Annotated in this window: 16 protein-coding genes and 2 tRNA genes; 10 read left to right on the forward strand and 8 right to left on the reverse strand. The window is 41.2% G+C overall.

What is annotated here, in order from left to right:
- Nucleotides 1–41 precede the first annotated feature (41 nt).
- Both CWC04_RS11510 and CWC04_RS20010 read right to left on the reverse strand, forming a co-directional pair.
- Nucleotides 42–2228 carry a S9 family peptidase gene (locus CWC04_RS11510; RefSeq protein WP_138685491.1) on the reverse strand — a complete coding sequence of 729 codons (2187 nt, stop codon included), beginning with the start codon at nucleotides 2226–2228 and terminating at the stop codon, nucleotides 42–44.
- Nucleotides 2229–2361: 133 nt separating this feature from the next.
- Entirely contained in the window at nucleotides 2362–6069 is a 3708-nt protein-coding gene (locus tag CWC04_RS20010) for a S8 family serine peptidase (RefSeq protein ID WP_138685492.1), read from the reverse strand.
- Between the two features lie 250 nt (nucleotides 6070–6319).
- Here CWC04_RS20010 and CWC04_RS11520 point away from each other — a divergent pair, with 250 nt between their 5' ends.
- Nucleotides 6320–6784 (forward strand): DUF2721 domain-containing protein, encoded by a 465-nt coding sequence (locus CWC04_RS11520; RefSeq protein WP_004589012.1) that lies wholly within the window; start codon nucleotides 6320–6322, stop codon nucleotides 6782–6784.
- 50 nt (nucleotides 6785–6834) lie between these two features.
- On the opposite strand, the gene CWC04_RS11525 is transcribed toward CWC04_RS11520, so the two are convergent.
- Complete coding sequence (locus CWC04_RS11525) at nucleotides 6835–7368, reverse strand: serine protease external chaperone (protein WP_004589013.1); 534 nt, start codon at nucleotides 7366–7368, stop codon at nucleotides 6835–6837.
- Between the two features lie 11 nt (nucleotides 7369–7379).
- A complete protein-coding gene (locus CWC04_RS11530; RefSeq protein ID WP_138685493.1) occupies nucleotides 7380–9713 on the reverse strand; it encodes a S8 family serine peptidase in 2334 nt (777 codons plus the stop codon).
- A 214-nt stretch (nucleotides 9714–9927) separates the two neighbouring features.
- Between CWC04_RS11530 and CWC04_RS11535 the strand changes: the two genes are divergently transcribed.
- Nucleotides 9928–10380 (forward strand): c-type cytochrome, encoded by a 453-nt coding sequence (locus tag CWC04_RS11535; RefSeq protein WP_024032101.1) that lies wholly within the window; start codon nucleotides 9928–9930, stop codon nucleotides 10378–10380.
- Between the two features lie 63 nt (nucleotides 10381–10443).
- Here the strand turns inward: CWC04_RS11535 and CWC04_RS11540 are convergent, their stop codons facing one another.
- A complete protein-coding gene (locus tag CWC04_RS11540) occupies nucleotides 10444–11106 on the reverse strand; it encodes a cytochrome b/b6 domain-containing protein (protein WP_138685494.1) in 663 nt (220 codons plus the stop codon).
- A 149-nt stretch (nucleotides 11107–11255) separates the two neighbouring features.
- Between CWC04_RS11540 and CWC04_RS11545 the strand changes: the two genes are divergently transcribed.
- From CWC04_RS11545 to CWC04_RS11555, 3 genes are all read left to right on the forward strand, one after another.
- Nucleotides 11256–11960: an AzlC family ABC transporter permease gene (locus CWC04_RS11545; protein WP_138685495.1), complete on the forward strand. Its 705-nt coding sequence runs from the start codon at nucleotides 11256–11258 to the stop codon at nucleotides 11958–11960.
- Entirely contained in the window at nucleotides 11957–12256 is a 300-nt protein-coding gene (locus CWC04_RS11550; protein WP_004589018.1) for an AzlD domain-containing protein, read from the forward strand. The genes CWC04_RS11545 and CWC04_RS11550 overlap by 4 nt, the downstream gene beginning before the upstream one ends.
- 385 nt (nucleotides 12257–12641) lie before the next feature.
- The gene (locus tag CWC04_RS11555; RefSeq protein WP_138685496.1) at nucleotides 12642–13136 is read left to right on the forward strand and encodes a glutathione peroxidase; all 495 of its coding nucleotides are present in this window, start codon (nucleotides 12642–12644) and stop codon (nucleotides 13134–13136) included.
- Nucleotides 13137–13244: 108 nt separating this feature from the next.
- On the opposite strand, the gene CWC04_RS11560 is transcribed toward CWC04_RS11555, so the two are convergent.
- Nucleotides 13245–13430, reverse strand: a complete 186-nt coding sequence (locus CWC04_RS11560) for a PA3496 family putative envelope integrity protein (protein WP_004589020.1) — start codon at nucleotides 13428–13430, stop codon at nucleotides 13245–13247.
- 380 nt (nucleotides 13431–13810) lie between these two features.
- On the opposite strand from CWC04_RS11560, the gene CWC04_RS11565 reads away from it, so the two are divergent.
- Nucleotides 13811–14605, forward strand: a complete 795-nt coding sequence (locus CWC04_RS11565) for a YggN family protein (protein ID WP_138685497.1) — start codon at nucleotides 13811–13813, stop codon at nucleotides 14603–14605.
- A 58-nt stretch (nucleotides 14606–14663) separates the two neighbouring features.
- On the opposite strand, the gene CWC04_RS11570 is transcribed toward CWC04_RS11565, so the two are convergent.
- Nucleotides 14664–16106, reverse strand: a complete 1443-nt coding sequence (locus CWC04_RS11570; protein ID WP_055255372.1) for an aminotransferase-like domain-containing protein — start codon at nucleotides 16104–16106, stop codon at nucleotides 14664–14666.
- A 106-nt stretch (nucleotides 16107–16212) separates the two neighbouring features.
- On the opposite strand from CWC04_RS11570, the gene CWC04_RS11575 reads away from it, so the two are divergent.
- On the forward strand, nucleotides 16213–17142 hold the full coding sequence (locus CWC04_RS11575) for a DMT family transporter (RefSeq protein ID WP_055255371.1): 930 nt from the start codon (nucleotides 16213–16215) through the stop codon (nucleotides 17140–17142).
- A 36-nt stretch (nucleotides 17143–17178) separates the two neighbouring features.
- On the opposite strand, the gene CWC04_RS11580 is transcribed toward CWC04_RS11575, so the two are convergent.
- Nucleotides 17179–18051, reverse strand: a complete 873-nt coding sequence (locus CWC04_RS11580) for a diacylglycerol/lipid kinase family protein (protein WP_024032107.1) — start codon at nucleotides 18049–18051, stop codon at nucleotides 17179–17181.
- Nucleotides 18052–18378: 327 nt separating this feature from the next.
- Here CWC04_RS11580 and CWC04_RS19685 point away from each other — a divergent pair, with 327 nt between their 5' ends.
- The 3 genes from CWC04_RS19685 (at nucleotide 18379) to CWC04_RS11590 (ending at nucleotide 18976) form a co-directional block, all read left to right on the forward strand.
- Complete coding sequence (locus tag CWC04_RS19685; protein WP_004589025.1) at nucleotides 18379–18519, forward strand: hypothetical protein; 141 nt, start codon at nucleotides 18379–18381, stop codon at nucleotides 18517–18519.
- A 220-nt stretch (nucleotides 18520–18739) separates the two neighbouring features.
- Nucleotides 18740–18830, forward strand: a tRNA-Ser gene (locus CWC04_RS11585).
- Nucleotides 18831–18883: 53 nt separating this feature from the next.
- Nucleotides 18884–18976 (forward strand) — tRNA-Ser (locus CWC04_RS11590).
- The last annotated feature ends 152 nt before the right edge of the window (nucleotides 18977–19128 follow it).

A 19128-nucleotide genomic window follows, 5' to 3' on the forward strand; every position in this document is an offset into this window, starting at 1 on the left:
CAACGGCTATACCTTTAGAACATTACTTAATTTTGATTTTGTTAGTTTTTAATACCGGCTAAATCAAGCATAAATGCATAGTTTAGCGCAGTATCTTCTAGGCGTTTAAAGCGACCAGACGCCCCGCCATGGCCGGCTTCCATATCTATTTTAAACAGCAGTTTATTATCATCTGTTTTATAGTCACGCAGCTTTGCAACCCACTTAGCCGGCTCAAAGTATTGAACTTGTGAGTCATGTAAACCGGTAGTCACTAACATATTAGGATACGCTTGCTTTGAGACTTGATCATACGGCGAGTACGACAGCATGTAATCGTAATACTCTTTTTCATTTGGGTTACCCCACTCACCATACTCATTGGTAGTAAGTGGTATGCTTGCATCAAGCATGGTGGTAACTACATCAACAAAAGGCACTGCTGCGACCACCCCTTTATATAGCTCTGGTGCTTGGTTAACCACCGCGCCCATTAATAAACCACCAGCACTACCACCGTAGGCAAATATTTCGTCTTTTGCGCCATAACCTTGTGCCACTAATGATTTGGTTACATCAACAAAGTCGTTAAAAGTGTTCTTTTTAGTTAATAACTTTCCGTCTTCATACCATGGGCGTCCTAACATTTGCGAACCACGCACATGCGCTATAGCAAACACAAAGCCACGGTCTAATAAGCTTAAACGTGAGCTTGAAAAAGTAGGGTCCATGGTGGCGCCGTACGAGCCATAACCATATTGCAGTAATGGGTTTGTGCCATCCTTTTTAAATGCATCTTTACGGTACACTAAGCTTACCGGCACTTTTATACCATCGCGCGCCTTTACAAAAATACGCTCCGAGGCATAGTTATCTGCGTTAAAATCACCTAACACGGCTTGCTGCTTAAGTAGGGTTTTATCACCCGATTTAAGGTCAATATCGTACGACGAAACCGGTGTCGTCATACTGGTATAATAAACACGTAATTTGTCGCTGTTTATATCGTTGTTGCCATAGCTTGCAATGGTATAGGCACTGTCGTTAAAGCTTAGCGTGTGCTCATCTCCAGTCGATAAATGGCGAACAATAAGGCGCGACTGACCCAACTCTCGCTCTTGATATACAAGGTAGTCTTTAAATAAATCAACGCCTTCTAGCTTAATATTATCGCGCGGCGCAATTACCGTTTGCCAATTTGCTTTATCATGCGCTTTATCTACATCCACCTTCATAAGCTGAAAGTTAACCGCATTTAAGTTAGTGACGATGTAATACGTATTGCCAAGCTTTGAAATACTGTATTCAAGATCGTCCTCACGCTCAATTAAGCGCTTAGGTTTTGCTTTATTATCATCTGCGCTGAGTACCGACATACCAGAGGCATTGGTGCTGCTGTGCCAAATATATATTTCTGAGCCATCTTTGCTCTTACTAATACCCGTGTAATAACTTGTATCAGCTTCTTCGTAAATAAGTTCATCATCGCTTTGCGGTGTACCTAACGTATGGCGAAAAACTTGATAGCCAAGTAAGGTTTGTGCATCTTTTTTAATGTAGTAAAAGGTTTTATTATCGTTTGCCCAAATAACGCCGCCATTTGTTCCCTCAAGCGTGTCTTCGAGTAATTGGCCTGTGGTTAAATCTTTTACCTTTATGGTGTAAATTCTACGGCTAACGGTATCTTCCCCGTACGCCATTAAATTTCCGTTAGTACTTACAGATAAGCCACTTACAGCAAAGTAGTCGTGATCTTTGGCCAACGCATTTACATCTAAAATAACTTGCTGATCAGTGCCTTTAAAATCGCTACTGCGAACATAGGTAGGGTATTCGTTTTCGCCACGCGTTTGTGATGAATAAAAATAGTCGCCTTTTTTAACAGGCACCGAGTCATCGTCTTTTTTAATACGCCCTTTTAACTCTTCAAATAACTTATCTTGCAATGTTTGAGTATGCGCAAGCATTGCCTCGGTATAAGCGTTTTCAGCATTTAAGTAACTTATAACGTCTGGCGCTTTACGCTCGTCATCACGCAACCAGTAGTAATCATCAATACGCGTATCGCCATGAATCGTCATTTCATGAGGTACTTTTTTAGCAATTGGCGCCACGGCGCTCACTGGTTTTTCTGTTTGTTGTGTTTGCATAGTAGTTGCTGAATCTGAAGGTGTACTTTTTGGCGCATTATCACACCCGGCTAACACAGCGAGTGATAACGCGGCTAGCGTGAATGAAGAACGAATCATTATGAAATCTCTATGGTTTTTATTGTTGGTGCTATTAAATATACCTAATAATAAAGCGTGGTGTAATTTAGTTTGTGAAGCTATGTAAAAAGGGAGCCGAGGCTCCCTTTAAAATAACGTGCTAGTTATAAAATTACTTTTGTTTACGACGACGCATAAATGCAAACGGCGCAGCAAGTAACGTTAACCAAGCTAGTGAGCCCGATGAACCATTGCTTTCAGGCTCTGGTGTTGGTGTCACTGGCTGAGGGTCTGCAATGGTATCGTTAACAACGATTGATACCATAGTTTCTTCGGCGCTAGTGCCTGATGCTTCACGCACTGTGTATGTAAAGCTATCTTCACCAGAGAACTGTGCATTTGGCGTATAATCAATCGTGCCATCTTCATTCACGGTTGTAGAGCCATTTGCAGGTGCAGAAACCACCTCAACAGTTGATGCCACTAAGCTGCCTTTAATCCTTACACCTTTATGGGCAGAGAATTCTGCGTTTTCTGTTTCTGAAGAGGCTACTGCGTCAAATACAAAACGCGACTCAGCCATGTCATTAGCTAATACATCAATAGTCACTGTTTGTTCTTCATCAACTTCTACTGCATCTGCAGCTGTGTAATGGCTGCGATCTTTTGCAAAAGCTTGATATTGAATATCAACAACACCGCCTTTGATTTGATCGACTAAGTAGCCACTACCAATAGCATTACCCGTTGGAACTGTGTCCAGCATTGCACCTACGTTGCCATCAGCAGACTCTACACCCGCTGAGTAAGGTGCAGGTAAAGCAGGCACATCAATGTAGTTCATACGAACTTCATCAGTGCCTTCTTTTAAGATCACTTGGAACGTGTACTTATCACCTAAAGAACTACCCCAAAGCTCAACGTCATGCCATTCTACAACTACATAGCCGCTATCAAATTTAGCCACATAAAGATCACCGCCACCGCTCGTGCCACCCGCTAAATCAAAGTCAGCCCAAAGCGGCGCAATAACACCATTAGGTGTACGTGCATTAGGCATTGCTTGAGGGCTCCAAGAGTTAGTTGTATTTACATCTGCACCAACAGCAATAAAGCCGTTATCTGAGATAGTAAATGCTGAGTACTCTTTCCCATCAAAAATAAAGTCAGCTTCAACCGTAATGGTTATCTCATCACACCCGTCAGGACACGCTTGTGGTTCAATGCCTTCATCAGCCAATGAGAAAGTACCTAAGAAATCACTGCTGTTAATAGCAAATTCTTTTGGTCCCAATGTACCCGTCCAAGTTAGCTCTTTATTGTCTTCACTTAATGTTACTTCACCTGCACCATTAGTCACTTCAACAACAGGGGCAGCACCTTTAAGAAGTTCCGCATTTTCATCAAGTTTTACATTTACTGATAGCTCGTCAGTGAACAGAGTATTATTAAATTGCACACCTACTTTTGCTGGAGTAGAAGAATTTAAAGAATCGGCATCGACTGTTGCACTAAACACACTGCTATTGGTTGCTTCGTTATCGTAAATAGCAAATGGTAAGTGAGCGATTTGACCTGTCTCAGTATGAGTCCACACTACGTGGCCAAAGTTCCAACCTTTAACATCGTTAAATGTTGAATCAATATCTAAGTTAAACTCAGCCATGTCAGTGCTTGTTTCTGCACCTTCAGAGTCTGTAGAGGTAGAACCGTGCGCGCCAAGCATAACGGTGCTAGGCGAAACTGTAATTTCAGCGCCTTGCATATCGGTTACTACTTTTGCAGTCCACTCACCAGCAACATCAGTCATATTTTGCACGGTATTTGAGAAGCTACAAACGCTTAAACAACTTGGATCGGCGTAAGAGCCATGATCAAATGTAAGTGCTGCCTCTAGCGCATTAGGCATATCTAATCGACCGGCACCTACATCAAATGCATCAGCTTTGGTAACTAAGTCTTCTTTATGTAGGCCATCCATTTTAGATGAGCTCATAAGCGCCGTTTTGATTTGTACCGCATTCCATTCTGGGTGAGCTTGCTTCATCAATGCTGCTGCACCAGCAACATGAGGGCTTGCCATACTTGTGCCTGTAATCGCATTAAAGGTAATACCATTACCTTCATCTGGCGAGTACGCAGATAAAATATCTGTACCTGGCGCTGCAATATCAGGTTTTAAGAAGCTAGGCTCACCATTAGGACCACGCGAACTTGAAGAATTTACTGCATCAGTAAATTTCTCTTGAATTGTTCTTTTAACACTAGGGTCGAGTGAAGCAATAACCGGCTCTTCAGCTGCAGTTAACAGCTCAACCAAGCTTAAACCATCTTCTTGGCTAATCGCTGAGGCTGGAATTGTGGCGTCATCCATAGACATGCCCATTGCACCGCCAGCAACATTGTTGTGAATTATAACCGCCGTCGCACCTGCTTTTTCAGCATTTGCAGCTTTAGCTGAAAACGCACAGCTACCACGAGAGATTAATGCTACAGAGTCAGCAAATGAGATATCTTCAGCAAACTCTTCACACCCTTCAAAATTATCAGGAGCAATCACTTGCGCCGAAATAATAGGAAGTGAAATAGGGTCTGTTAATAAACCATTGCTTCCTTCAATGCTTAAATAGGTTTCACCTGCCACTTCAATTTGTTGAGAGAAGAAACGCCCTGTTTGCGTATTGGCAACTGTTAAACCAGACTCAATACAGCTAGGGCAACCAATAGTTTGTGCGCCGTTACCATCGTTACCTGCTGCGGTTACAACCACTACACCCGCTTCTTCTGCAGCTGTGAATAAATCACTGTATGCACTGCTTGATGGATTACCACCTGCACCGCCGCCCCACGAGTTATTAATTACGTCTGCGCCATCTTTAATGGCCGCTTCTAATGCCCCCATTAGTGCAACGGTAGTACCGCTGCCTCGTCCATCGGCTGTGTGCCAAAGCGCTTTATAAGCCATTAACTGTGCCGCTGGTGCAACACCTGAAATTGACACGTTATTGTCTTGGTAAGTAATTTCAATTGGGTTACCTACAGCAGTACCCGCAACATGCGTTCCGTGACCGTCGTAACCGAGTGGAGAACCAATATATTCATCAGGGTGAACATCACTTGGTGTTGGGCCAAATGCACGCGCCACAATTAATTTATTATTACAAAAATCAGCTTCACCACCCTCTATACGACAGTAATCTGGGTTTTCTGCAATGTAAGCCGCTTCTTCTTCACTAAACTCTGCGGCTGCAAAACCCACATCTGAAAACATAGGGTTTTCTGGACGAATACCCGAGTCAATAATAGCAACTTTAACCCCTTTACCAGCTTCAGATTGACCACCAAGCGCCTGCCATGCCTCAACGCCTCTAATCACATCAATAGAAGCATCCATTAATGTGTGGTACTCAGTATCTAAAAATACTTTTTTTACACCCGCAAGTTTAGCGAGTTTTTCACGTTGACCTTGCTCACCTTCTACCACGATACCGTTGAATAACGTACTAAATGAATGTGAAACTGAGCCACCGCTAACAGATGCGGCTACTTGCGCTACACTTTTTTGTTTTGCTTTTAAGTAGCTGCTGTACTTTAACGCAGGTGCTGAAGATAGATTAACTTTACTATCCCCAGTTACTGCTGCAGAGGTTGCTTCAAGCCCTGCAATGCCGCCTTTGTAGGTTGCTAGCGGCTCGTCTTCAAGCTGGATAATATAGCGTGCTTTATTAGAAATAGTTTTATTTTGAGAGTATGTTTTTACACTTGATGTTTCTGGGACATATCCTTTAGATAAATCAGGTGCGGCGGCTGCACCGTATGACATCATAGCTAAACCTATAGCTGATGAAATAGCGGTTCTTTTCAGTGTTATATTAGACATTATTTCCCCTGGAGTGAGTTTTATATTATTGTATTTACTCAATTCAATGTGATTAGAATTGTGATTAGAATTGTGATTTTAATATAGAACTACAGCCCTCAGGCTAGCAACAACTCAATTACAAGTGGATTACAAAACTACAGGGAAAACATCGCAAAAACATCACAACAAACTAATTTTAAATAAGTTTTTCCATTTCTGTAATTTGTAAATCACTGTAAACAAAACCTAACTTCTCTATGGAAAATGAATGAGTAACGACGTTATAAATATTTTAACCATGGCTAAAGTAATTCAGACTGCCGTCGCCCCTGTCTTTTTAATTACGGGTATTGCTGCCACGCTCGGGGTTTTATCTAATCGTTTAGCCCGCATTACTGACCGTGCGCGACAACTTGAGCGAAAACTCAAGGTGAGCACCGATGAAGACTTTAATAAAACCCTAGCCACAGAGCTGCGAGCCCTGTTAAAGCGCTCTCGATGTATTCACATTGCTTTTAGTATGAGCGTGCTAAGCGCCTTGCTAGTATGTGCTGTGGTTATGCTGTTGTTTTTATCACACATTCAGTCTATTAATTTAGGGGTGACAATTGCCAGCTGTTTTGTGGCTGCAATGGCCTTATTAATATGTGGTTTTATGTCGTTACTTGGTGAGGTATTTTTGGCCACACGTAGTATGCGCCGAGGGATGATATTTGCTGATATTAACGATTAGCAATAAAAAAGCCCGAGATTTTCTCGGGCTTTTATCACAACATTTTAATTTTATTGCGCAGTATAAATAGTCTCTAACACTTCAATTCGCGCTTCTTTAGTATAATCAGATGACTTTAACTGCTCTGCAGCAGCTAAAATATCTTGGCCCTCATTAACAGCTAATACCGCTATTTTAGTACCTGGGAAAACAGACACTACCTTTAAGCCAGACAGCTGAGCTACCTCTGTTGCGTTCATGCCATCTTTAAGCAAAACAGTAATATTGCCAGAAAGCGACGTTAAGTTGTTTGTTAGGACATTACGTACCAGTGTACCTTTTGTTACTAACGATGAAGCCTCAGAAGATTCAACAACCGCCATCTCACCTTTAGTAGAAACAACATACTCATCAGCAGCAACACTTGTTGGTACTAAACGTAAGTTTTTTTCTACAACGTAAGAGCCAAAGTCGGTTTTACTGTATTTCACACTATTTACCGGCTTTTTTGGAAGTTGCAGCTCTTTATCTGCTACTGAACTCGCTGTTGCACTTAGAGAAATACACGCAGCAGCACCTAAAATAACTAATTTATTCATTTTCATATCTATATTCCTTACTCTTGACCTGCGTGACCAAATGCTCTCAACGAAACGCCTTCTAAAACGCTTGCGGCACGGTTATTTGAAATACCTACGACACCAAGTCCGTTATCCCCGCCATCGCTGAATGCAAAGCTATCTGCTGCAGCATCAAGAACACGAATAGTCCAAGTACCTTTTGTTGTCTCGCCATAGAAAGCATTAGACAGTAGTACCGCATCTTTTAAAACATACCCTGTGTTCCAACCGTTAGTAAAGCTATAAGCTGGGTAGAATAGAGCTTGCTTAGACGCTAGTAATACACTGCGTGTGCCTGATGGAGACGTCACTTCAATTGCTAAATCGGTACCAGCAGATGTTTGAGTACCATCCGCTAAACCAAAGCCCATTTCAGTATTGCTCACATCAAACTTAAACTGCATTGCTTCAATGTTTAGCTCTTCTTCAACAGTGATTTGCTGTGTAACACCCGCGGCACTGTTATCTGGGATTTCTAGTGTAAGGGCATCTTCTTCAACAACAGAGCCAACACCACTCCAATCTGTAATAACTTGCTCACCTAATGCTACGTCGTACTCTTTTGCCATCGCAACTGCAGCACCAGCGTCTACACGTCCAAAACCATATAAGTTATTAAAGTTATAACCTGCTGCATTTTCAACCCAGCCGTCATGCGCTACAAATTCACCTTCACCAACGCTTAGCGTTACAACTTCATCTTCTGCATCGTTGACTGTGCTTGTAGTAGCTAAGATATGACGAACATCACGCCATGTTAGCTCTGAATTAGCTGATAAAATCAGTGATACTACACCTGACGCATTAGGTGCTGCCGAAGAAGTACCATTAAACGTAGAGGTATAGTTACAGCTAGCGTTATCTTCATGTCCTGGGTAGTTGAATGGGTATTGCGATGCAGCAAAGTCTTCACCATATGCTGCAGCCCATGCCGTAATCGAGCTACCATTAAAGCCTGAGTACCCATTAATACAGGTCATTTGATCAGTTGTTACCATGGCAGGCGCCCAGCGCCCATATTCACCCGCAGGGGCTGAAACCATTAAGTTAGCACCACCGCTTGAGTAGCTTGTATGCGTACCATCAGCATTTACAGCTGCAACGCTTAAGTAATATGGATGACCTTGGCTTGGCTCAAACGCGCCGTTATAACAAGTAAGGCCTAGCTCATTTGCGCCGTTATCAGCACATAATGACCCTTCACCGCTACCATCTACAAACGAGTTACCGCTCGATTTCATGTTTAGGGCACCTTTACCATCACGAAGGTTAAGGTTAGGGTAAGACTCGATAGCTTCATCTAGCTCTGAGTAGCCAATAAACGTTGGGAAGGTAATACCGTAGCTGCGGTTAAAAGCAGAAATATTTTCTGACGTGCTAATACCGCTACCTGGGAAACCATGCGCGAGTAAATCAGTTTGCTCAATTTTATCGCCACCTAGGTAGTTCATGCCAATTAGACCAGCATCTGGTGCAACACCGCGCCCGCCCTTACCATTCCAACCTTTCGCTGCAATTAAGCCTGCAACACTGGTACCGTGGTCGCCACTATTTGACAGGCTAGTAGGGTCGGTGCGATCCAACACATCAACATCTAAATTTAAAGAACGGTTTGGTAACACGTTATCAACTAAGTCTTCGTGACGAATTTCCATACCAGAGTCAACAACAACCGCCGTTACGCCAGCACCTGTAACACCTTGAGCGTACGCAGCTGCTACGTTCATATCTTCGCCAGCAACCAATTCTTCTGCTTCTGATTCAGCAAAATCCTCGTCAAAAATAGTTTGCGCTTCTTCTTCGCTGTAACCTAATTGGTTGACATATAAATCAATTAGGCCTTGTTTCATATCATCGCTTAAAGCATACGACTTTTGACCTGTGTTACGCAGGTGCCATTGCTGATTAGCCAAAGGATCTGACGCAATATCACTAATTGTTAATTGCGCAGACGCCGATTTACCATTGGCATTAGCGGTGTAATCAATTACCGCGTCTTCGCCTGAAACAGGAACGTAAGTAAAGGTATCGCCTTCAACAGTTAGTAAGCCATGGCTAAAAGTATATACGCCATCTTGCGCTTCAACCGCTTCACCATTTTCAGTAAATGTATAACTAAGTGTATCGCCATCGTTATCACTTGCATTAAACTCAGCAGTTACAGGTACCCATTGCTTTAAACCAGCAACGGCGACATCGCTTGCTTTTGGTGCAACATCAGTTACTACAGCAACTTGGCTATTATTGTCATTGTCGCTGCCGCCACACCCTGCTAGCGTCATAACTACTGCGGCAGAAAGTGCCGACATTTTAAAAATATTATGCTTCATAAACTTCCTTCGTTAATTATTTTTATGATGACTCAAGGTACACAACAGGGCACTTAATAACAACGCGCTGTTTACAGTCGTTAACAATAAACTGACAAGCTGTAATGATATATTCAGAAAACAAGCTATGAGACATTAAAGTTTCACTTGAATAAAATAAGTAATCGATTCAAGATGTCTAATTAGTAGATATAATTTCTTACAGGGGCAAAACATGAAATTAAAACAATTTTTAGCAGGGGTTGCTTTAGCAACATGTACACTTAGCGTATCTGCAAATACTGCATTTAAAGAGCCAAGTGATGCTATTGAATACCGTCAAGCTGCGTTTTCTATGATTTCAGTGCAAATTAGCGATATGGGCGCAATGCTAAAAGGTAAAATTCCTTTTGATGCAGAGCAATTTAAAATGCGCGCTAATAACGCAGCAGCCCTTTCTAAAATGCCATGGGAAGCGTTTTACGAAGGCACTGATAAAGGCGATACAGCAGCATTAGCTGATGTATGGTCTGATAATGCAACCTTTGTTAAAAAAGCCAATGCCTTTGCTGCCAATGCAGATAAGCTAGCTTTAGCAGCTCAATCTGGCGATAAGGCGGTAATTGGTAAGGCATTTGGCGCATGGGCCAAAGGCTGTAAAGATTGCCACAAGCAATTTAAAGACTAATTACAATTAAAACAATACACACTAAAACGGCGCTTTATGCGCCGTTTTGTTTTTTGTTAGCTATTAACTTAGCAAATAACTAAGTGGTTCTTTGCCCCACGTAACTGCCAGTAGCACTAACAATCCAACAAAAATAGCCCACGCCAACCAAGGAGCTTTCGTGTTATCTATATTAGTTTGAGTGGCTTGCTCGCTGTTAGCCTGTTTACCGGTGATCATTGCTTTGACAAGTGGTTTTCCTTTTATTTTATACACAACAATGGCAGTAACATGCAGACAAATGGCATAAAATAAAATATCGAAATTAAGGCGGTGCAGCCAATTTGCAAAATCAACCGTTGAGCTCGACACATACTCAACCAAAGGCCCATCAGTCAAAATGCCATCACTGCTCATTAGCCCGGTCACTAACTGCACTATAATAAGTACAAAAAACAACAAAACCATGTAGCTACCTGGCGCCGAATGACCCACCCCTTTACTAGGATTTTTAAACTCTTTAAATACTGCTATTGGCGAGTGCAGTAACGCGCTTAACTTTGCCGTTTTACTGCCCACCAGCCCCCAAACTAAACGGGTCACTATTAATGCGATTGCGAAAAAGCCAGCCACAAAATGAAGTTCAATCATGCCCTCGTCAATGCTAAAGTAAAGCACAGCAATATTAATCACTAATAACCAATGAAAGCTTCTTATAAAGCCATCCCATACTTTTATACTTTGCATATACATCCTCAACTTGTTGCCAGGCTCTGGCACATTATTTTGATACTAAAGCCATTATTCCAAAGTTTTACTACCGCTGCATTAATGATATTACATAAAGCGCTATTTATGGCACACTAAACGCACAAACTTATTACTTACTTGTATTAATGAATATAACTAAACGCGCAGTATTAAAAGGTTTTTTTGATATGCTCCCGCTTTGCCTGGCGGTCGTTCCTTGGGGAATATTATGTGGCTCTTTAGCGATTCAAAATGGCTTTAGTGCCTTTGAAACACAAGCAATGTCATTACTTGTATTCGCGGGTTCTGCACAATTAGTTGCAATTGAACTAATGGCCGGTAACACCCCTTTACTGACTATTTTATTTACTACATTTATTATTAGCTCTCGGCATTTTTTATACGGTTTAGCCGTACGTCATAAAGTTATTTCACAGCCATTACGGTGGCGCTTACCAATAAGTTTTGTACTAACCGACGAGCTGTTTGCCTTTTCGCATCACCGCAAAGCCTATAAAACAAAAGCGCGCCTAATATACGCTTTAAGCGCGGGTTTTAGTTTTTATATTGCATGGAACCTTTGGACACTCATAGGCATAGTTGCAGGTAGTGTGCTCCCTGATTTAACAAATTTAGGGCTCGACTTTGCTATTGCAGCTACATTTATTGCGCTTGTGGTACCGGGCATAAAAAATTTAGCCTCGCTGGTTACAGTGATTGTTGCGGGTATTAGCGCCACAGTTTTAAAAAGCACAGGGTTTGAGTTGTGGTTGGTTTGTGCTGCTTTACTTGCAATGAGTGCAGGCTACTTTACTGCAAGGCTTACACAAAAAAAGGACAGCCCGTTATGATGCTCACTATATTATTAATGGCGTGTATTACCTTTTTTACTCGTTACTTATTTTTACATCAACGCCTTGGTTTTAAAGTGGGCCCTAAAATGCAGCAGTTTTTAAGCTTTAGCGCACCCGCTGTACTAACCGCTATTTGGGTACCTATTATTTTTATAAATGAAGACGGGCTCAACCTAAACTGGCACAACCCTTATTTAAGCGCAGCTATCGTTGCCATTATTGTTGCCTATAAAACACATAATATTTATTACACAACGCTTGCCAGTATGGGGTTATTTTTAATTTTAAACTAGGCCGTGTTGACCTTTGGCGTTTGAATTTGCAGCAGTATGTTTGGTTTTTAGGCAAGGCAGAGCCTGTGAAGTGTGGTTATTCCCCATAAATAGGCGATAACGTAGCATAAATGCCAAACATGCGCTGCCCTTTGGGTTCTGCCTAGGGGCGATAAACTCTTTGTTGCTCGGTTTTTACTTAGCCCACTAGGTTACAAACCTCGCGCCGCGATTTGATCGCCCCTAGGTTGAACAAATTTCAATCCGCAAAGTTCAACACGCCCTAAATAACAGCCAACCCATTGGCGCATAGTTAAGCGCGGTATTAACAAGCCTAAATTTTATACTTTTAGTAACGCGCTACAGCGGGTAGAATGTAGCTAACAACAATAAAAAAGCATCCATCATGCATGAATTTCATCAATTAACGGCTACTGCGTTAGACGGTAAAACAATTAATTTTAGCGACTTTGAAGGCAAGGTTGTGCTTATTGTTAATACCGCAAGTGAGTGTGGTTTTACTAAACAGTACGAGTCGCTACAAACTCTTCATAGTAAGTACGCGAAAAACGGATTGGTTATTATTGGTTTTCCATGTAATCAATTTGGTCAGCAAGAGCCAGGCGACGCGACGCAAATACAACAAGGCTGTTTAATTAATTACGGGGTAAGCTTTTTAATGGCCGCTAAGGTTGATGTAAACGGTCGTCACGCCCACCCTGTATTTAGGTATTTAAAATCGGCCTTACCCGGCTTTTTAACACGAAAAATAAAGTGGAACTTCACTAAGTTTTTGATAGCGTCCGATGGCACACCTATCAAGCGCTATGCGCCTTTTACAAAACCAGAAAAGCTAGAAACCACTATTCAACAAGCACTCGCTAAATTAAGTACACAATAAGTAATAAAGAGGCATAAAGCCTCTTTATTGCCAATGTTTAGCCTTTAAACATGCGTAAACGCACATTCAAACCCTAATAAAAAGGCGCATTATTTTAACTAGCACAATTTAGTCTATGTAATCGTTTAAGTCGTCTTCACCTAGGTTTTTACGCAAACGTTTTTGCTCAAGGTAATCTTCCAACTTCTTTTTCACCTTTTGCTTTTTTTTGTCATGCTGATTACGCCCGACCATTTCGTACTCGTCTTCAACAAAATCATCATCTAGCGCATCGTAACTAAATGTCTTACCCACAACCCACTCCATAAAGTGTTTGAGACCAACTCAGGTTTATTCCTGCACTTGGTAAATTAAAAATGTTTAGCGCTAAAATACGAACAAATTAGCACCAAAATAAAGCCACGTGACTATCGTAAATAGCCTTCATGTCAATATTGTGAATAAATAGCGCTAAATTAAGAAAGTGGAAAGTGAGAGTTTTTTATCGTTTCGACAAATAAAATTTATCATTTGTTTATTTTTAGTGTTTTTGACTAAAAAGTAGTTTATTTATCAAAATTAAAAATCATTACAAACACACAAATTTTCATAACTTACTGTTTTAAAATAAAAATAAATAATGGCACCAAACTTGTTAATACTTAGCCGTCATCAACAATTATTAGAGAATAAACATGAAAAATTTACTATTAGTAAGCGCTTTAATTTGTACACCCGCTGCAATGGCACATAACGATAACAATGCGGGTATTTCGTTTAGCAATGAGCAGTGCAATGTAGAGTTTAAAAACGATGTACGCATTAAACCTAGCGAATTAGAAATTTTTACCGCATCTAATCAATTCATGCGCTTTAACAGCAATGGCAACTTAACTATAAATGGCGAACAAGTATCCATTAACAGCGAACAACGCCAAGCGCTTACCCAGTATTCAGACAACTTACGTACGCAGCTACCTGAGGTCGCTAATATTGCCCTAGACGGAGTAAAAATAGCCGGTGTAGCACTAGAGGAAGTAGCCAACGCATTTAATATTGATGGCCTTGATGACTTATCTGGCCTGATGGACGATATAAGACTTGAAGTAGAAAATACCTTTTATCAACAAGGTACGTTTGTAATGGGCCAACAAAGCTTTAATCAATTTGGTGAAAACTTTGAACACCAATTTGAGGAGCAAATAGAAACCGTGGTTGAGTCTGCCGTTATGCAATCAATGGGCAGTATTTTAGTTGCTTTAGGCTCTGAGCTGCTTGGTTCGGGTGGAGATATGGATGCATTTGAGCAACGCATGGAAAATATGGGCGCGCAAATAGAAGAAAAAGTAGAGCTGCATGCCAGTGAGCTTGAAAAGCGTGCCAACTCTTTATGCGACAGCTTTGCCAACATAGCACAGCAAGAAGAGCAATTAGTGGCGCAGTTACCGCAGCTAAAAGGCTACGAGTTATTTACCATTAAACAAAATTAATACACCGCACCGTATTTAACATCCCTTTAGCAGCACCTGTATATTAGGTGCTGCTTTTTTATTCTTTTAGCGTGTGAGCCAGCGCACCTAACGTGGTAATAGCCTGCTCTATTTTTTCGCTCCACTGCACCCCGTAACTTAGCCTAATACAGCTTTTATACTTATTACTTGCTGAAAAAATAAGTCCGGGGGTTATGCTAATACCAGCTTCTAGCGCCAGTAAAAATAACTTTTGACTGTCTACCCCTTGCCCTAAATCAAGCCAAATAACACACCCACCTTTAGGGTCACTAATACGCGTATTTTTAGGCATCGCGTTTAATAAGCACCACCGCATGCGCTCTTTGTTATTACGTAAGCGCTGCCTAAGTACTTTTAAATTACGGTCATACTCACCACTGGCTATAAACTCAGAAAGCGTCCACTGATTTATAAGTGAGGCAGAGCAACTTAATGCACGCTTATGCCGGCGCGCTTGACCTGCAAACTTGCCTGCTATTAACCAACCAACTCGATAACTTGGTGCAGCCGTTTTTGAAAACGAGGCGCAGCTGATCACAAGCCCCTTTTTTGAATACGCTAAAGCGGGCGTGCCACGCTTGGCAGTAAAGTGCAGATCACCGTACACATCATCTTCTATAAGAACAACATTATGTGACTCTATTAAGTCCACCATTTGCTTACGGCTTTCATCGCTCATAAAGCTGCCAACCGGGTTATTTATTGCGGTCGAAAACAAGCATGCTTTTATATCATGTTGTTCAAGCGCTTGAGCTAAGTCGTTAAGCCAAATACCATTGTCGGGGCAGAGCGGGATTTCAAGCGCCTTTAATCCTAAGCTCTCTATTAGTTCAATAATGCCGTGATAACAGGGGGTTTCAATTGCAACCACATCGCCGGGCTTAGTAACACACTTAAGTGCGATAGCCAGCGCCTCTTGCGCGCCATTGGTGATGACCAGTTCATCTATATTTACACCAATGCCAAAGCCTAAGTATCTATGCACTAATTGCTTTTTAAGCGCAGCAAAACCATCAATAGGGCCATAATTAATAACACTCGCCCCAGCAATTGTCATAACCCGACGCATGGTACGGGCTAAAGCTTTATCGGTAGGCGCGGCAGCAACGGGATTGGCAATACCAAAGGCTATTACATTAGGTTGATGAATAGCGCTGTATACCTGCTCTATTAACGCTTGTTTATTTACAGTGACAGGCTCGCGGCTTAGTTTTACACGCTTTGGCAAACTGTAAACCGTATTAAGCACCGTTAGAAAGTAGCCCGATTTTTCACGTGCCTCTACTAACCCTTGATCTTCTAACGCTTGATACGCTTGCTTAACCGTCGGAATGCTAATATTTAAGTTACTGGCCATTTTACGAAGCGAAGGAAGCTTTTCCCCAGGTAGTAATACCTTTTGCGCTTGCATGTCTTTAATTAGCTCAATAACTTGTTGGTATAAAAACTCGGCTTTTTGCTTATTGGCAGCTGGCTGCATATCTCGCCTCAAATCTGTATAGGTTACATTTATACTTTTCTGTATATGGTAAGTATACAGATAGACTCTAAAATAACCACTCAATCGGTTTTTTTAGAGGTTTGCCATGAAAAGCGCAGCGCTATATCTCACAACAGTGTTAATTTGGGGCTCTACGTGGCTCGCGATTTCGTTTCAGCTAGGCGATATTGCTGTGGAGCTTTCTTTGTTTTATCGCTTTGCCATAGCAGCTGCATGTATGTGGCTATTTGTGGCCTACAAAAAGCCTAATATGCGATTTTCGTTAGTCGATCATGGCTTTTTTGCTTTATTGGCCATTTCTAACTTTGGCTTAAATTATTTGCTTTTGTATTGGGCACAAAACTACCTCTCATCGGCAATGGCCTCTATTGCATTTTCAATGTTGCTAATAATGAACATAGTCAACACCCGTTTATTTTTTGCAAAGCCCATTGCCAAACGTATTTACTGCGGCGCGTTAATCGGCGTGGTGGGTATTATTTGTCTGTTTTGGCCGCATTTACAGCAATTCGACTTGAGTAATGGGGCGTTGGTCGGGTTACTACTTGCCCTTGGGGGTACCTTTGTGGCTTCATTGGGCAATATGATTAGTGTACGTAATTCTAATCGTCAAATAGGTGTGCTGCAGGGTAACGCATGGGGCATGTTATATAGCGCAGTAGGTTTAGCCGTTTATGTATTAATAAATGGTATAACGGTCAGTTTTAGTGCCCCTACCAGCTATTGGCTGTCGCTATTGTATTTATCGGTTTTTGGCACTGTGATTGCGTTTGGCTGCTATTTTGCCTTGTTAAAAAACATTGGCCCCGAAAAAGCAAGCTACGCCATAGTGCTGTTTCCGCTAGTGGCCGTTGCATTAAGCAGCTTTTTTGAAGGCTTTGAGTGGCATGCAAACACCTTTGCCGGCTTTAGTTTAGTACTACTGGGTAATGCAATTGTACTTACCCCCACAAAAAGAATTAACGCCTTTTTAGCAAGCCGCTGCGTTGCTAAAAATGGCTCCGTCCCCAGTTAGAGGCGTTTTTAACGCACTAACACAAAAGCGCCTACCCTACTGTAGGCGCTTTTTTATTGGTATATGGAAATTAATAGCCTGCTCATGAATAGCAATAACCGCGGGCGTAACACCTACTAGCTCGCCATCGGCCTCAATTAATAAGTTTTTAGTATTAATACGCGCCTGTTTGAGTTGGCTATAAGTAAGCTTTTTTAAAGTATGGTGGCGCTTAAAAATTAATTTAATAAAGCTATATAAATGATCAACAAGCCTACCCGCTTGCATTTGGTAGCAATCAAGCAGTCCATCATCAATTTTAGCCCTAGGTGCTATTTTAATGCCGCCACCAAAATACTGAGAGTTCGCAAATACAGTTATTAAATTTTGATAGCTACATTGCTTATTTAAAAATGCTCCATTTAGTGTGCTTGCTTTGTAAGTAAAGAGCGATTTAAAACTCGTCCACTTATAGCGCCAAGCTGACATGCTTTGTAAATGACCCAACTGCTTAATTACATGAGCATCAAAACCAACACCAGCCACATTAATAAAGTAACGAGTATTAATTTTACCTACATCAATTAAGTGTGTGGGGGCATTAAAAATAGCGTTTTGCCACTGTTTAGCAGTGCAATGAAAGCGACGGGCAAAATCGTTGCCCGTACCACAAGGTAATATTGCCAAACTACATGCACTGTCAATCACACCATTAAGTGCCAAATTAAGCGTGCCATCGCCTCCAATAGCCACTGCTATTTGGCTTTTTTGTGCATTCAATTTAACGTTTGCTAAGTCGTACTCAAAATTACCTGTCGTTTTAACCGTAATATAGAGAATATTTTTCTTCTGGCATGTTTTTTTAAGCCAATCGAGGTGATCTAACACCACACTTTTTACGCTCGGTTTAACTATTATTAACAACTGCAAGTAATTTATCTCCTATTAGCCAGTACACCAGCATAAATAAGAATTAAGTTAAAATTAATTTATCTGAATAATTAATCATAAAAGTGCGTAAAAATTTAATAAAAACATTAACAAACACAAAAAATACTTATAAAACAAATCAAAACCTAACTCCTCTGATTAAATAACTATGCAAAATGGGCACTTAGCAGTTTTAATTAAAAACAAAACAATGCAAATTCAGATAAAAATAACTAATAGCCAAGCCTTAATTTATATTGTTGTATTTTTAAACAAAAAAGAGTCAAAATGCTCGCGATTTAAACACATACACCTTGGAGCAAAGACATGAACCCAATAAACACCCTAAACCAAAATGCAGCAGCCCACGTTGGCGTAAAACCAACTAACCGTAAAGCTAAAATGCTTGCTAAATTAAACCGTATGGGCAAAAAGTTAGCATTAAACAGCGCCGCGCAATACAAATAATCAACCTTGTTATGATTATTAAGCAGGGGCAGTAAACAACTAACCACTATTGAAAGCGCTTCTTTAGCTCCCTTAGTTTGCTGCCACCCTTTAATTTTTAGTTTAAATCCTTCTAATTTCCCTCTATTTACAAAAAAAACCGCAATTACGCCTACTTTTTAAGCAAACAGTTTATTTGCTATTTACACGACGGTATCACCTAAGTATTATTCTGCGTCACGGAGAGATGGCAGAGTGGTCGAATGCACCGGTCTTGAAAACCGGCATAGGTTTGTAGCCTATCTAGGGTTCAAATCCCTATCTCTCCACCACTATTTAATTAATGGTATGAATAAACTACCGTTAATACAATCTGTTATGCGTTGGAGAGGTGTCCGAGTGGCCGAAGGAGCTCCCCTGCTAAGGGAGTATAGAGTTTGTAGCTCTATCGAGGGTTCGAATCCCTCCTTCTCCACCATTTCTTATTAAAAACCGCTTAGTTGCGGTTTTTTTGTGCCTGAAATTTAACAGCCAATGTATCCAAGGAGGGTGAGAATCCTCTCTAGGGTTCGATAAAATGTCTGGAACAGTTTAAGCCGCCGCAGGCGTCGCGAAGCAATTAATTACATT

The organism is Pseudoalteromonas sp. S2893, assembly GCF_005887105.1.
GTDB classification, from domain to species: Bacteria; Pseudomonadota; Gammaproteobacteria; order Enterobacterales; family Alteromonadaceae; genus Pseudoalteromonas; species Pseudoalteromonas atlantica.